Origin of the sequence: Micromonospora antibiotica (assembly GCF_017599305.1) — a bacterium.
Taxonomy (GTDB): domain Bacteria; phylum Actinomycetota; class Actinomycetes; order Mycobacteriales; family Micromonosporaceae; genus Micromonospora; species Micromonospora antibiotica.
On record NZ_JAGFWR010000011.1, the window covers coordinates 68,743 to 83,207 of the forward strand.

12 protein-coding genes are annotated in these 14,465 nt (G+C 72.7%); 7 read left to right on the top strand and 5 right to left on the bottom strand.

Going from position 1 to position 14,465, the window contains the following annotated elements:
• Positions 1 to 156 precede the first annotated feature (156 nt).
• The gene (gene ppc / locus JQN83_RS19430) at positions 157 to 2,943 is read left to right on the top strand and encodes a phosphoenolpyruvate carboxylase (protein ID WP_208568555.1); all 2,787 of its coding nucleotides are present in this window, start codon (positions 157 to 159) and stop codon (positions 2,941 to 2,943) included.
• Positions 2,944 to 3,139: 196 nt separating this feature from the next.
• Here the strand turns inward: ppc and JQN83_RS19435 are convergent, their stop codons facing one another.
• Positions 3,140 to 3,925 carry a hypothetical protein gene (locus JQN83_RS19435; RefSeq protein WP_208568556.1) on the bottom strand — a complete coding sequence of 262 codons (786 nt, stop codon included), beginning with the start codon at positions 3,923 to 3,925 and terminating at the stop codon, positions 3,140 to 3,142.
• A 53-nt stretch (positions 3,926 to 3,978) separates the two neighbouring features.
• On the opposite strand from JQN83_RS19435, the gene JQN83_RS19440 reads away from it, so the two are divergent.
• Entirely contained in the window at positions 3,979 to 5,130 is a 1,152-nt protein-coding gene (locus JQN83_RS19440) for a DNA recombination protein RmuC (protein WP_208568557.1), read from the top strand.
• Between the two features lie 100 nt (positions 5,131 to 5,230).
• On the opposite strand, the gene JQN83_RS19445 is transcribed toward JQN83_RS19440, so the two are convergent.
• Both JQN83_RS19445 and JQN83_RS19450 read right to left on the bottom strand, forming a co-directional pair.
• The gene (locus tag JQN83_RS19445) at positions 5,231 to 5,698 is read right to left on the bottom strand and encodes a hypothetical protein (protein WP_208568558.1); all 468 of its coding nucleotides are present in this window, start codon (positions 5,696 to 5,698) and stop codon (positions 5,231 to 5,233) included.
• A gap of 247 nt (positions 5,699 to 5,945) precedes the next feature.
• The gene (locus tag JQN83_RS19450; RefSeq protein ID WP_208568559.1) at positions 5,946 to 6,929 is read right to left on the bottom strand and encodes a 4-hydroxy-3-methylbut-2-enyl diphosphate reductase; all 984 of its coding nucleotides are present in this window, start codon (positions 6,927 to 6,929) and stop codon (positions 5,946 to 5,948) included.
• Positions 6,930 to 7,108: 179 nt separating this feature from the next.
• Between JQN83_RS19450 and xseA the strand changes: the two genes are divergently transcribed.
• Both xseA and JQN83_RS19460 read left to right on the top strand, forming a co-directional pair.
• Positions 7,109 to 8,335 (top strand): exodeoxyribonuclease VII large subunit, encoded by a 1,227-nt coding sequence (xseA, locus tag JQN83_RS19455; RefSeq protein WP_208568560.1) that lies wholly within the window; start codon positions 7,109 to 7,111, stop codon positions 8,333 to 8,335.
• Positions 8,332 to 8,544: an exodeoxyribonuclease VII small subunit gene (locus JQN83_RS19460; RefSeq protein WP_208568561.1), complete on the top strand. Its 213-nt coding sequence runs from the start codon at positions 8,332 to 8,334 to the stop codon at positions 8,542 to 8,544. Before xseA ends, JQN83_RS19460 begins: the two co-directional genes overlap by 4 nt.
• Before the next feature lie 7 nt (positions 8,545 to 8,551).
• On the opposite strand, the gene JQN83_RS19465 is transcribed toward JQN83_RS19460, so the two are convergent.
• Entirely contained in the window at positions 8,552 to 9,289 is a 738-nt protein-coding gene (locus JQN83_RS19465) for an alanyl-tRNA editing protein (RefSeq protein ID WP_208568562.1), read from the bottom strand.
• A 39-nt stretch (positions 9,290 to 9,328) separates the two neighbouring features.
• On the bottom strand, positions 9,329 to 10,747 hold the full coding sequence (locus JQN83_RS19470; protein ID WP_208568563.1) for an aminotransferase-like domain-containing protein: 1,419 nt from the start codon (positions 10,745 to 10,747) through the stop codon (positions 9,329 to 9,331).
• A 333-nt stretch (positions 10,748 to 11,080) separates the two neighbouring features.
• On the opposite strand from JQN83_RS19470, the gene JQN83_RS19475 reads away from it, so the two are divergent.
• The 3 genes from JQN83_RS19475 to JQN83_RS19485 are packed head-to-tail and all read left to right on the top strand — an operon-like array spanning position 11,081 to position 14,384.
• Positions 11,081 to 12,052: a serine O-acetyltransferase gene (locus JQN83_RS19475; protein WP_208568564.1), complete on the top strand. Its 972-nt coding sequence runs from the start codon at positions 11,081 to 11,083 to the stop codon at positions 12,050 to 12,052.
• Between the two features lie 12 nt (positions 12,053 to 12,064).
• Positions 12,065 to 13,468, top strand: a complete 1,404-nt coding sequence (locus JQN83_RS19480; protein ID WP_208568565.1) for an EamA family transporter — start codon at positions 12,065 to 12,067, stop codon at positions 13,466 to 13,468.
• Position 13,469: 1 nt separating this feature from the next.
• Positions 13,470 to 14,384, top strand: a complete 915-nt coding sequence (locus JQN83_RS19485) for a PLP-dependent cysteine synthase family protein (RefSeq protein ID WP_208568566.1) — start codon at positions 13,470 to 13,472, stop codon at positions 14,382 to 14,384.
• Positions 14,385 to 14,465 lie beyond the last annotated feature (81 nt).

The window sequence follows — 14,465 nt, forward strand, 5'->3', positions numbered from 1 at the left end:
CGTCGGCGGGCGGGATCGAATCCACCGGGCGGGGGTGGGACACGGCGATCGTGGGGAAGGTGACACACCGAACCCCTTCCTCGCCGACCGGGCCGCGCAGATACCATCCAGGGAGTCGGACAGCGCTGTCCTTCGTACTCACGTAAGGAGCGCACGGTGACCGACCAGCATGATCACGACGGGCCCGACGCCGCCCTGCGGGCCGACATCCGCCGGCTCGGCACCCTGCTCGGCCAGACCCTGGCCCGGCAGGAGGGTCGGCCGCTGCTCGACCTGGTCGAGGAGATCCGCGCCCAGGTCCGCTCCGACGCGCCGGCCGCCGCGCAGCGCCTCGGCGGGCTGGACGTGACCACCGGCACCAAGCTGGCCCGCGCCTTCTCCACCTACTTCCACCTGGCCAACATCACCGAGCAGGTGCACCGGGCCCGGGACCTGCGCCGCCGTCGGGCGATCCAGGGCGGCTGGCTGGACCAGGCCGCCAAGATGATCGCCGAGCGCGGGGTGCCGGCCGAGGAGATCGCCGCCGCCGCCCGCCGCCTCGCGGTACGCCCCGTCTTCACCGCCCACCCCACCGAGGCGGCCCGCCGGTCGATCCTGTCCAAGCTGCGCGCCATCGCCGACGAACTGGACACCGAGACCGCCAACGCCATTCTCTACGGCGCGAGCGACGAGGGCCCGGCCAACCGCCGCCTCGCCGAACTGCTCGACCTGATGTGGCAGACCGACGAGCTGCGCCTCGACCGGCCCGACCCGACCGACGAGGCCCGCAACGCCATCTACTACCTGCGCGACCTGTACGCCGAGGCCGCCCCGCAGGTGCTCGACGACCTGGCCGACACGCTGCGCACCCTCGGCGTGGAGACCTCGCCGACGTCGCGTCCGCTGACCTTCGGCACCTGGATCGGCGGCGACCGGGACGGCAACCCGTTCGTCACCCCCGTGGTCACCCGGGAGGTGCTGCGCATCCAGCACGAGCACGGCATCACCGCCACCGAGGCGGCGATGGAGCACCTGGTCAACGAGGTCTCCGTCTCCCGCCGGCTGCGCGCCGTGTCGCTGGACCTGTCGGCCAGCCTCGCCGCCGACCTGGACGCGCTGCCCGAGGTGGCCCCCCGGTTCCGCCGGGTCAACGCCGAGGAGCCCTACCGGCTCAAGGCCCGCTGCGTGAAGGCGAAGCTGGCCAACACCCGGGAGCGGCTGCGCGCCGGCACCCCGCACGTGCCGGGTCGCGACTACCAGGGCTCCGGCGAACTGATCGCCGACCTGGAGCTGCTGCGCGCCTCGCTGGCCCGCAACTCCGGGCAGCTCACCGCCGTCGGCCGGCTCGCCTCGACCATCCGTACCGTCTCCGCGTTCGGCCTGCACCTGGCCACCATGGACGTCCGGGAGCACGCCGAGAAGCACCACGAGGTGCTCACCCAGCTCTACGCGGCGGTCGGCGAGGTGTCGGACTACCCGTCGCTGACCCGGCTGGAGCGCACCAAGCTGCTCGCCGACGAGCTGACCGGCCGCCGGCCGCTGTCCGCCCTGGACACCCCGTTGACCGAGGCGGCGCGCAAGACGTTCGACGTGTTCGGGACAATCCGCGAGGCGCAGGACCGGTTCGGCGGCGAGGTCATCGAGTCGTACATCATCTCGATGACCCTCGGTGTGGACGACGTGCTCGCGGCGGTGGTGCTGGCCCGGGAGGCCGGCCTGGTCGACGTGCACACCGGGCGGGCCCGGATCGGCTTCGTGCCGCTGCTGGAGACCCCGGCCGAGCTGAACGCCGGCGGCGAGATGCTCAACGAACTGCTCTCCCTGCCGGCCTACCGGGCGCTGGTCGCGGCCCGGGGCGACGTGCAGGAGGTGATGCTGGGCTACTCCGACTCCAACAAGGAGGCCGGCATCACCACCAGCCAGTGGTCGATCCACCGGGCCCAGCGGGCGCTGCGGGACGTGGCCGCCCAGCACGGCGTGCACCTGCGGTTGTTCCACGGCCGGGGCGGCACGGTCGGGCGCGGCGGCGGCCCCACCCACGAGGCGATCCTGGCCCAGCCGTACGGCACCCTGGACGGCGCGATCAAGGTGACCGAGCAGGGTGAGGTCATCTCCGACAAGTACACCCTGCCGGCGCTGGCCCGGGAGAACCTGGAACTGACCGTGGCCGCGGTGCTCCAGGCCACGCTGCTGCACACCGCACCCCGGCAACCCGCCGAGCAGTTGGAGACCTGGGACGCGGCGATGGACGTGGTCTCCGAGTCGGCCTTCCGGTCCTACCGTGGCCTGGTGGAGGACCCGGACCTGCCGGCGTACTTCTGGGCGTCCACGCCGACCGAGCTGCTCGGTGCGCTCAACATCGGCTCCCGGCCGGCGAAGCGACCCAACACCGGGGCCGGTCTGGGCGGCCTGCGGGCCATCCCGTGGGTGTTCGGCTGGACGCAGACCCGGCAGATCGTGCCCGGCTGGTTCGGGGTCGGCTCCGGCCTCGCCGCCGCCCGCGCCGCCGGCCTGGAGGACGTGCTGGCCGAGATGAACCGCAACTGGCACTTCTTCCGCACGTTCCTGTCCAACGTGGAGATGATGCTGACCAAGACCGACCTCAGCATCGCCCGCCGGTACGTCGAGACGCTGGTCCCGGAGCAGCTGCACCCGATCTTCGACAAGATCGAGCAGGAGTACGAGCTGACCAAGCAGGAGGTGCTGGCGGTCACCTCGTCGCCGGCCCTGCTGGAGAACTCGCCGGTGCTCCAACGCACCCTCGCGGTGCGCGACACCTACCTGGAGCCGCTGCACCACCTCCAGGTGGCGTTGCTGCGGCAGTACCGGGACTCCGGCGCCGCCGGCCGGGCGGTGGCCACCGCGCCGGGCGGCCGACGCGCCCCCAGCGACGGTACGGCCCTGGAGCGTGCCCTGCTCACCACGGTCAACGGCATCGCGGCCGGGATGCGCAACACCGGCTGACGCGCCGGGCCCCTGCCGACGCCACGGCTACCGCAGGGGCCCGCTCCGGCGGCCCGGCCGCTGCGATCCGGGCCGACCGCAGCCATCCGGGCCGACCGCAGCTATCCGGCCTGGCCGAAGCGATCCGGGCCGGCCCGATCGCGGTCGGTGTGCGGCGGGTAGGGACCGGTCGGGGCCCACAGCGTGGGCCCCGATGTCAGAAGTCGCCGCCACCGCCGAAGTCACCACCGCCGAAGTCGCCGCCACCGAAGTCACCCCCGCCGAAGTCACCGGCGGTGCCGAAGTCACCGCCGCCGGCGTCCCCGGCGGTGCCGAAGTCGCCGCCGAAGTCCGCGCCGTCGCCGAAGCCCTCCTGGTAGCCGGCGTCGTAACCCGGGTCGGCGAAGGCCGGCGAGAAGAGCGCGTCGGCGATCAGCATCCCGCCGACCACACCGACGCCCGCCCCCAACGCGGTCTTCCACCAGGGCGTCGAGTACCAGCCGGCCGGCACCGGCCGCCCCTGGTAGCGCCCGCCCGGGTAGTAGTACGGGGTGTCCCGGCCGGGCTGCGGGCCGGCCCTGAACGTCTGCCCCTGCACGTCCACCTGACGCTCCCGGGTGATCTCCCCGGCCCCCTGCGCGGCGGCGAGCGGGGGCAGCTCCGGGCCCGGGTCCAGGCCGAGCGCCACCCGGGCCGCCCGCGCGTAGGCGAGCCCCTCCAACGCGGTCTCCCGGGCCAGCCGGAACTGGTGCACCGTCCGGGCCTGCTCCAACTGGCTGCCCGCCGCGTTGTACCGCTCACCCGCGTCGACCAGGGCCTGACGCACCGCCGGGTCGTCGCCGTGCAGGTTCATCACCTGACCGCCGAGGCGTTCGTACCACCGTTGGGCGTCGGCCCGCACGTCGGCGAGGCTGCGCGCCTCCCGGGCCGCCTTCTCCCGCCGCCACCAGACGAAACCACCGACCAGCAGGGCGATCAGGATCGCCACGAGCAGAAATTCCATCCTACGAACGTACCCGGGGGCGTCGAGTCGTACCCGTTTGGCAAGCTCTGGTGATGGACTTCTCGACGCTGGCCGTGGTGGTGGTCTGTCTCGCCGCCGGTGGAGCCCTCGGCTGGTACGCCGCCCGCTCCCGGTCGGCCACCGAGATCGCCCGGCTGGAGGCCACCCTCGCCGCCACCCGGGAGGGCGAGGGCCGGTTGGAGCAGTCGATGCGGGCGCTCAGCTACGAGGCGACCGCCCAGTCCCAGGAGGCGGTGGCCCGTGCGGTGGCCCCGCTGCACGACACCCTGCGTCGCTACGAGACCCGGGTCGGCGAGCTGGAACGCGACCGGGTCGACGCCTACGCCGAGCTGCGCGAACAGGTCCGCTCCATGGGGGCCGTCTCCAGCGAGCTGCGCACCGAGACCAAACAGCTGGTCGCCGCGCTGCGCGCCCCGCAGGTGCGCGGGCGTTGGGGCGAGCACCAGCTCCGCCGGATCGTCGAGGCGGCCGGGATGCTGGAGCACTGCGACTTCAGCGAGCAGGTCACCGCCACCACCGACCACCAGGGGGTACGCCCCGACCTGGTGGTCCGGTTGCACGGCGGGCGCACGGTGGTGGTGGACGCCAAGGCACCCTTCGACGCCTACCTGACGGCGATGGAGGCGCGCGACGAGCACGGCCGCGACACCCACCTCGACCGGCACGCCAAGCACCTGCGCGGGCACGTCGACGCACTGGCCGCGAAGACCTACTGGGCGGCGTTCGACGACACCCCAGAGTTCGTGGTGCTGTTCGTGCCGGCCGACCCGTTCCTGGACGTGGCGTTGCAGCGCGACCCGACGCTGCTGGAGCACGCGTTCGCCCGCAACGTGGTGCTGGCCACCCCGGCCACCCTGGTCGCGCTGCTGCGGACGGTGGCCTACTCGTGGCGGCAGGAGGCGCTGGCCCGCAACGCGGTGGCGGTGCACTCGCTGGCCCGCGAGCTGTACGGCCGACTGTCCACCCTGGGCGATCACGTCGGCAAGCTCGGCACCTCGCTCGGTGGCGCGGTGACGGCGTACAACCGGGCGGTCGGTTCGTTGGAGGCACGGGTGCTGGTCAGTGCGCGCAAGCTGGCCGAGCTGGGCGTCTCCGACCAGGAGCTGGCCGTCCCCGCCCAGGTCGAGCTGGCCCCCCGCCAGCCCCAGGCCCCCGAGCTGCTCCCCACCGACGACCGCTCCTAGGCCGCCCCCACCCGCTCCACCTGCCGGCCCGGCCCGCCGGCCCCGGGCACGGCCGCAGGCGTGGGGCACCGGGCCGGGCGGGTCAGGAGCGGCGGGCGGGTCAGGAGCGGCGGGCGGATTCCACCACGAACGGGACACCCTGCTGGCAGGTGCTCATCAGGTCGGGCTGGGCCCGGCCGGTGACGCTGACCCGGGCCCCCACGACGAGCACGTCCTTGGGGCCGCCGACGAGTTGGTGCCCGTCGAGCAGCAGGCAGCCCGGCTCGACCCCCGACTCGACCGTGCCGGTCAGCTCGGTCGCGCCCGGACCGGGCGGCACCTTCGGCCCGCCACCGGGCAACTTGGGCCCGCCGGGTGGCACCGACGCGCCGGGTGGCACCGGGCCTGCGGGTGACGTGGACGGGGCCACCGAGGCCGGCGACGCGGACGGCGAGGGGGTGGCCGGGTCCGTCGGGGAGCTGGTCGGCACGGCCGGAGGGCCGGTGACGTCGGCATCGTCCCCGCCACAGCCGGTGAGCGCCACACCGGCGGCCAGCAGCACGACCAACGCCATCCGAGGAGTTCTCATACCCACTGGGACGCACCCCCTCCGCGTTCCGTTCCGTGGGACCGGCATCGATCCCCGGGAAACCCGTCGGCCACGGGCCACGGCCACGGGCACGGGCACGAAAGGCCCGACAGCCCGGACACGGCGGCCCGACAGTCCAGCGGGCGGCGGTCAGCCAGCCCAACGCGGGCGGCCCGACAGCCCAGGACGCGGCGGACCGACAGCCGCAGCGCAGCGGCGGACCGACAGCCCAGGATGCGGCGGACCGTCAGCCGCGGGCGGCGGCCTTCATGTCGCGCTTGAGTTCCTGGGGCAGTGAGAAGGTCAGCCGCTCGTTGGCGGTGACCACCTCGTCGACGTCGGTGAAGCCCCGCTCGGCCAGGTGGGCCAGCACCTCCTGGACCAGCTCGTCGGGCACGCTCGCACCGGAGGTCAGCCCGACGGTGGCGGCACCGGTCAGCCAGGCGTCGTCGATCTCGTGGGCGAAGTCGACCAGGTGCCCCGCGCGGGCCCCGGCGTCCAGGGCCACCTCGACCAGGCGTACCGAGTTGGAGGAGTTGCGCGAGCCGACCACGATCACCACGTCGCAGTCGGGGGCGATCTCCTTGACCACGTGCTGCCGGTTGGAGGTGGCGTAGCAGATGTCGTCGCTGGGCGGCGACTGGAGCAGCGGCAGCCGGGTCTTGAGCCGGGCCACCGTCTCCAGCGTCTCGTCGACCGACAGGGTGGTCTGGGAGAGCCAGACGACCTTGCTCGGGTCCCGCACGGTGATCGTGTCGGCGTCGTCGGGGCCGTCGACCAGCTGGATGTGGGCGGGAGCCTCCCCGGCGGTGCCGATGACCTCTTCGTGCCCCTCGTGGCCGATCAGCAGGATGTCGTAGTCCTCGGCGGCGAACCGCTTGGCCTCCTGGTGCACCTTGGTCACCAGCGGGCAGGTCGCGTCGATCGCCTTGAGCGACCGGGCCTTGGCCTGCTCGTAGACCTCGGGGGCGACGCCGTGCGCGGAGAAGATGACGGTGGCGCCCTCGGGCACCTCCTCGTTCTCCTCCACGAAAATCGCGCCCTGGGCCTCCAGGGTCTGCACCACGTGCTTGTTGTGCACGATCTGCTTGCGGACGTAGATCGGGGCACCGTAGAGCTTCAGCGCCTCCTCGACGGTCTGCACCGCCCGGTCCACCCCCGCGCAGTAGCCGCGGGGCTTGGCCAGGAGCACGCGCTTGCCGGTCTTGGGGGTCGCCTCAGCCTCGGTCACCCGCCCATCGTACGTGCCGGCATCTCCACCGGCAGGAGCTGCGACCCGTACCACAGCGGGGGTACGCCGTCCCGTCCCGTGGCGTGCTCACGCGGCAGCTTGCGGGGCCCGGCCGGGACGCGTGGCGCGGGCGGTCGGGGCTGCCCCGGGTCGTCGGAGGCGGACCGTAGGGTGGGCGGGTGACCGACGCCCCCCGCAGCACCCCCGAGGAACCCTGGCCGGTCCGGGTGGTCAGCCAGAAGGTCGGCGCCTGGATCGCCAAGCTCGGTTGGGTCTGGGTCGACGGGCAGGTGGCGCAGATCAGCCGCCGGCCGGGGGCGGGCACGGTCTTCCTCACCCTGCGCGACCCGTCAGCCGACCTCAGCCTCACCGTCACCACCAACCGGGACGTCCTCGACTCGGGCGCACCGGAGCTGCGCGAGGGCGCCCGGGTGGTGCTGCACGCCAAGCCGGAGTTCTATGCCGCCCGGGGCACGCTGAGCCTACGCGCCGACGAGATCCGCCAGGTGGGGCTCGGTGAGCTGCTGGCCCGGCTGGAGAAGCTCAAGAAGCTGCTCGCCGCCGAGGGGTTGTTCGACCGGGCCCGCAAGCGCCGGCCGCCGTTCCTGCCGCAGCGGATCGGCCTGGTCACCGGCCGGGCGTCGGCCGCCGAGCGGGACGTGTTGACCAACGCCCGGCGACGCTGGCCGGCGGTGGAGTTCCGCACCGTCAACGTGGCGGTGCAGGGGCCGGGCGCGGTGTCGCAGATCGTCGACGCGTTGCGGGTCCTCGACGCCGACGAGACCATCGACGTGATCATCCTGGCCCGGGGCGGCGGCGGCATCGAGGATCTGCTGCCCTTCTCCGACGAGGCGCTGTGCCGGGCGGTCTTCGCCTGCCGCACCCCGGTGGTCAGCGCGATCGGCCACGAGACGGACGCCCCGCTTGTCGACTACGTCGCCGACGTGCGCGCCTCCACCCCGACGGACGCCGCCAAGCGGGTCGTGCCCGACCTGGCCGACGAGGTACGCCTGATCGGCCAGGCCCGGTCCCGGCTGGAGCGGGCGGTCCGCAACCTGGTCGACCGGGAGTCGCACCGGTTGACCCTGCTGCGCTCCCGGCCGGTGCTGGCCCGCCCGCAGGTGATGGTCGAGCAGCGCGCGGCCGAGGTGTCGGCGTTGCGGGACCGCGCGGGGCGCAACCTGAACCACCGGCTCGACGCGGCCACCGGCGACCTGCGGCACACCCTGGCCCGGTTGCGGGCGCTCTCCCCCGCCGCCACCCTCGACCGGGGTTACGCCATCGTGCAACGGGCCGACGGGCATGTGGTCCGGGCGGCCGGCGAGGTGGCCACTGGCGATCCGCTGCGGGTACGCCTCGCCGAGGGCGAACTGACCACGACCGTCGAGGAGACGAGGACGAGATGAGCGACCGGAAAGCCGACGAGCAGCTCAGCTACGAGCAGGCCCGGGCCGAGCTGGCCCAGGTGGTGGAGCGGCTGGAGACGGGTGGCACGTCGTTGGAGGAGTCGCTGGCGTTGTGGGAGCGCGGCGAGCGGCTGGCCGCCGCCTGCCAACGCTCCCTCGACGGCGCGCGGGCCCGGATCGACGCCGCCCGGTCGGCCACCGACGCCTGATCCGGCGTCAGCCGACCAGGCGGATACGGACCCGACGGTTCTGCTTGCCCTTGCTCTCCACCTTGACCACCTGGAGCCGCCCGACCTGCCCGATGGACGCGACGTGGGTGCCGCCGTCGGCCTGCACGTCGAGCCCTTCGATGTCGACGATGCGGACCTCCTGCTCGTCCGGGGGGATGAGGTTGGTCTGGGTGCGCACGATGTCGGGGATGGCCAACGCCTCGTCGCGGGGCAGCACCCGCACGGAGATCCGCCGGTCGGTGGCCAGCTCCTTGTTGACCGCCTCCTCCAGCAGGCCCTTGAAGCCCTCGGGGGGCTGCGGCAGGTTGAAGTCCATCCGGGCCTCGCCCGGCTCCATGTTGCCGCCGGTCACCAGCGCGCCGAAGTCGCGGAACACCACCCCGCAGAGCACGTGCAGCCCCGAGTGGGTACGCATCAGCGTGAACCGGCGTTCGTCCTCGATCGCGCCCTGGACCTCGGCGCCTACCGGCGGCGTCGGGTCGCCCTCGGCGGGGATCAGATAGAGGTCGTCACCCTTGTGGGTGCCGACGATCCGGGTCTGCACCCCCTGCCACAGCAGGACGCCGTGGTCCGGTGGCTGTCCGCCGCCGCCGGGGTAGAAGGCGGACCGGTCCAGCACGATGCCGCGCTCGGGGTCGACGTGCACGACCCGGCAGGTCCACTCGCGCAGGGACGGGTCGGCGAGGTCGAGACGTTCGGTGCGTCCGTGGTGGGAGATGCCCATGGGGGCGCAGCGTACTACCGATCGTCGCGCATCGTGAGCCTAGCCACGCCCGGCCTCGGCCCAGTAGCCGGCCAGCCGTTTGACCACCTCGACCAGCTCCCCCTCGTCGAGGGTGAAGGGAAGCCGGACATGGTCCAGGTAGGAGCGTGCCCCCACGGCGAAGTGCGCACCCAGCATCAACTGCATGCCGTGGTGCTGGGCGACGTGGTTGAGCTGTTGCAGCGGTCGGGGGGTCGCGCACCAGATGCTGAGCCCGCCGTGCGGTGACTCGTACCGCCACTGCGGCAGGTGCTCGGCGAGCGCGGCGAGCAGGGTGTCGCGGCGGAGGAGGAGGTCCCGTTGCCGTTCCAGCCGGATCTGCGGCAGGTCGTCGAGGAGTTCGACGGCGAGCAACTGGGTCGGCAGCGGGCAGCCCAGGTCGTACATGGCCCGCAGGTGCACGATCCGTTGCAGTTCCCGGCGGGGCCCGACCAGCCAGCCGATCCGCAGCCCCGGCCAGCAGACCTTGCTGAGGCTGCCCACCGTGTAGATCTGCGCGCCGGGGGCGTACGCGGCGATCGGGGGCGGCGGGAGGGGGCCGTCGATCCGGGTGTCGGCGAGGGTGAGGTCCTCCACCAGCGGGACCCCGTACCGGCGGGCGATGGCGGCGACCGCTGCGCGGCGCTGCTCGGTCATCGTCCACCCGGTCGGGTTGTGGTATGTCGGGATGACATAGATGAAGGAGGGTTCGTACCGGCGGACGGCTGCCTCGACCGCCTGCGGGTCGGCCCCCTCCCGCTCGATCGGCACCACGACCAGCCGTAGTCCGGCGGTACGCAGCGACGCCAGCACGGTCGGGCAGGTCAGCTCCTCCACCAGCACGGTGTCGCCCCGGCGGGTCAACACCCCGGCCAGCAGGGACAGCGCCTGGGTCGCGCCGTTGGTGACGATCACCTCCTCGGCGGCGGTGACCCGGCCGTCGGCGGTCAGCTTGCCGGCGATCCGGTCCCGCAGCGCGGGGTAGCCGGCCGGTTCGTACACCCGGCCGGGCAGTGCCGCGGCGGCCAGGGCGGGCAGCCGGGACATCGCCGTCATCAGCCACGGGCCGGGCGGTGGCGCCGGGACCGTCAGGTCGACGGTACGCACCCGGTCGCGGACGACGTCGGCGATGAAGCCGCTCGCCGCGGCACCGTAGTCGGCGGGCGGCAGGACGGCGGGTTGGGCGTGCGCGACCCGGGTGCCGCTGCCCTGGAGGCTGACCAGCCAACCCTCGTCCTTCAACAGGCTGTACGCCTGGGCGATGGTCGTCCGGCTGACGGACAGCACCACGGCGAGCCGGCGTTCCGGGGGCAGCTCGCTGCCCGGGGGCAGCGAGCCGAGGCGGATCAGCAGCCGCAGCTGCTCGGCCAGCCCGCGGTAGAGCCGGGTCTGGTCCTGCTTCCACGCACCGAGCTGAGCCGCCAACTCTTCCGCGTTCATGCTCTCCCCCCAATGGACTGAGGATTGGCTATTTCCCTCAGCCACTGACTTGAGCAATATTCCATCGTCACGTTAGCGGGGGGCTGTGACTACCACCTGGTAACGCCCCGTGCCCGCTCGGCGGCCATCACCAGCTTCCCGGGTCGTGACACCGCAGCGAGTGTCACCTCACTCGAGCCGCCAAAGGAGACGGTTCACAGCAGAACGGGGAGCAGGAGCCGCATGGAGTCGTCGTTGCACGAAACCGCAGGCTCGACCGGCACCGGGCAGCGCGTGCCCGGCCCCCGTACCGGCTCCACACCGCCCCCAGGGCCGGACGACAGGCCGTCGCCGGTGACCTCCCGGGCGGCAGACGTCGCCCGGGAGTCGACCGACGCCCTGGAGCCGCTGCTGCGGCAGGAGATCGTGCGCATCACCGAGGCCGAGGCGTCCTCGTCGGTGACCCAGGTGCTGCTGTCCCCGCAACGACTGCGCACCATCTGCGCGCACGCCATGGAGGACCTGCTCGCGCTGGCCCGCCGGGACCCGGCCGCCGGCAGTTCGTGGCGGTACGTCTGGGACAGCTACATCGCCTACCGGGCCACCCTCGCCTACCGGGTGGCGCACGCCATCCACCAGGCCGAGGACACCCCGCTGGGTCAGGACGTCCGGCTCGCCGTGGCCCGTCGGGTCTCCGAGGTCGCCAAGGTCCGCACCGGCGTGGAGATCCACCCCGCCGCCCGCATCGGACGACGGCTGATCATCGACCACGGGCTCGGCACGGTGATCGGCGAGACCACGGTGATCGGCGACGACGCGTACATCCTCCAGGGTGTGGTGCTCGGTGCCCGGGGCATCGCCGACAACCCCAACGGCAGGCGGCACCCCCGGCTCGGCGACCGGGTCGAGGTGGGGGCGTTCGCCCGCATCCTCGGTGCGGTGACGGTCGGCGACGACGTGCTGATCGGGCCCGGGATCATCGTCACCACCGACGTGCCGAGCCACCGCCGGGTCCGGCTGCTCAACCAGTACCAGGGCACCTCCGGCGAGTGCAACGTCCGGGTCTTCGGCGTCGTACCGGTCTGCGAGGGCGTGGTCGAGGTGCACGGCACCGGTCTCGCCGCGATCGAGGTCGACCTGGTGACCAGCACCGGCCAGCATCGCCCGGTGGTGGTCCTCGAACGCGACGACCGGCGGGTCCGGTGCGCGGTGAACCGTCCCGGCACCGACGAGCGGCTCCGGATCATCGACACCTGCGGGAACGAGACGGTCCTCTACAACCTCCAGCAACTCTGGCGAGCGCTCGACGAGTTCGGCTTCGCGTGACCAGGAGATGACATGACGAACGACACCGGCCGGCGTGCCGGCCGCTGGCAGCTCGGGCTGCTCTATCTGCTGGTGTGCCTGATCTGGGGCACCACCTGGTACGGCATGAAGATGAGTGTGGAGACCCTGCCCCCGATCACCGCGGCCGGGCTGCGCTTCCTGGTGGCCTTCCCGTTCCTGCTCGCCGTCTGTCTCGCCACACCCGGGGTGTCGTTGCTGCCGCCGCCGGGGCGACGCTGGGTGGTGCCGTTCATCGCGGTGGTCTACATCGCCGTCCCGTACGCCCTGATCAACTACGGTGAGCAGCACATCAGCTCCGGCCTGGCCGCGTTGATCTTCTCGTCGGTCGTGGTCTTCCTGCTGCTGTTCTCCGTGCTGATCTCACGGATCTCGGTGAGCTGGATGCAGTGGGCCGGCGTGGTGGTCGGCCTCGGCTGCCTGGTCGGCATCGTCCAGCTGACCGCCGGGATCAGCGCCCGGGGCGTCCTCGCGCCGGCCGCCGTGCTGCTGGCCGCGGTGATGCACGCCCTGACGTACGCGGTGATGGCCCGCTACGGGGGCACCGTGCACGTGCTCACCCAGGAGACCCTCCCGATCGGGCTCGGCGCGTTGGGCCTGGTGGTCCTCGGCGTGACCGTCGAGCAGCCCGACCTCGGCGCGGTCTCCGGCCGGTCCCTCACCGGCGTGCTCTATCTCGGGCTGGTCGGTTCGGTGATCGGCTTCGCCGCCTACTTCTACCTGCTCCAGCACGTCGACGCGGTGCTGGTGTCGTACGTCTTCGTGCTCTTCCCGGTGGTGGCGCTGTTCGGCTCGGCGGTGCTGGAGAACTCGGCACTGCCGGCCCTGGCGGTGGTCCTGGCGGTGGTCATGCTCGCCGCGTTCGGTCTGACCAAGAAGGCGACCGGGGGTGGGTCGGCGGCGACGCCCGCACCGGTGCCCGTGGACGACGGGGCGGCGCTCGACGGGTCCACCCTCGACGTGGTCTACGAGCACGCGCGGATCGCCTACCCCGGGGAGGCGTGCGGGTTCGTGCACGCCAGTGGACGGGTGCACGAGGCGCGCAACACGGCCGACGAGATGCACCGGCAGGACCCGGTCCGGTTCCCCCGCACCGCCGCCACCGGTTACGTGCTGGCCCCGGCCGACCTGATCTATCTGGAGGACAACCTCGACGGGGACGACCCGGTGGTGGTGCTCTACCACTCGCATCCCAACGGCCGGGCCTACTTCAGTGACGAGGACCGGCGCAACGCCCTTGTCGACGGGGCGCCGCTCTATCCGACGCTGGAGCAGTTGGTGGTCGGCATCGACGACACCGGCGTCCGGGAGGCGCGGTTGTTCCGGTGCGTCGAAGGCGACTACACCGAGCTGCGCTTCCTGCCCGGCCCGGACCGGCGTACGGCGGAGGTGGGCTGAGATGGGCATTCGTGACTCGATCCTGGACACGGTGGGCGGCACCCCGCTGGTGCGGCTCAGCCGGCTCACCGCCGACCTGCCCGGGGAGATCCTGCTCAAGCTGGAGCTGAACAACCCGGGCGGCAGCCACAAGATGCGCATCGCGTTGAACATGATCCGGGCGGCGGAGCGGGACGGCCTGCTCAAGCCGGGCTCCGGGCAGACCATCCTGGAGCCCACCGGGGGCAACACCGGGATGGGGATCGCGATCGCCGCCGCGGTCCTCGGCTACCGGGTGGTGCTGGTGATTCCGGACAACTACAGCGAGTCGAAGCGTCGCCTGCTGGCCAGTTTCGGGGTGGACGTCCGGCTCTCGGACAGCACCCGGGGCAACAACTCGCACGGCGAGTTGGCCACCGAGATCCAGTTCGAGCACCCCGAGTACGTGATGCTCAACCAGGCGGCCAACCCGGCCAACCCGGAGATCCACCGGTTGACCACCGTCCGCGAGATCATCGCCGACCTGGACGGCACCCGGGTGGACGCCTATGTGGCCGGCATCGGCACCGGCGGTCACCTGACCGGCATCGGTGAGGTGCTCCGGCAGCACCAGGGCGGGCTGCGCATCCTCGGCGTGCAGCCGGAGGGCTGCGACATGTTCGCCGACGTGTTCGTCCCGCACCGCATCCAGGGGCTGTCCATCGGCATGATCCCGCCGGTGCTCAACACCGGGATCATCGACGAGATGGTCACGGTGAGCGAGGCGGACGCCATCGACGGGATGCGTCGGCTGATGGAGTGCGAGGGCATCGGCGCGGGGCCGTCGACCGGGGCGAACATCGCCGCGTGCCGCCGGCTGCTGGCCGCCTCGGACGAGCCGCTGACCCTGCTGACGGTGGCCTACGACCGGGTCAACGACTACCTGGAACTGCTCTGAACCGGGGCTGACCGCACCACCGGGTGCTGAGGCGGACACGACGACGGCGGGGTGGCCCCGGGGCCACCCCGCCGTCGGTAC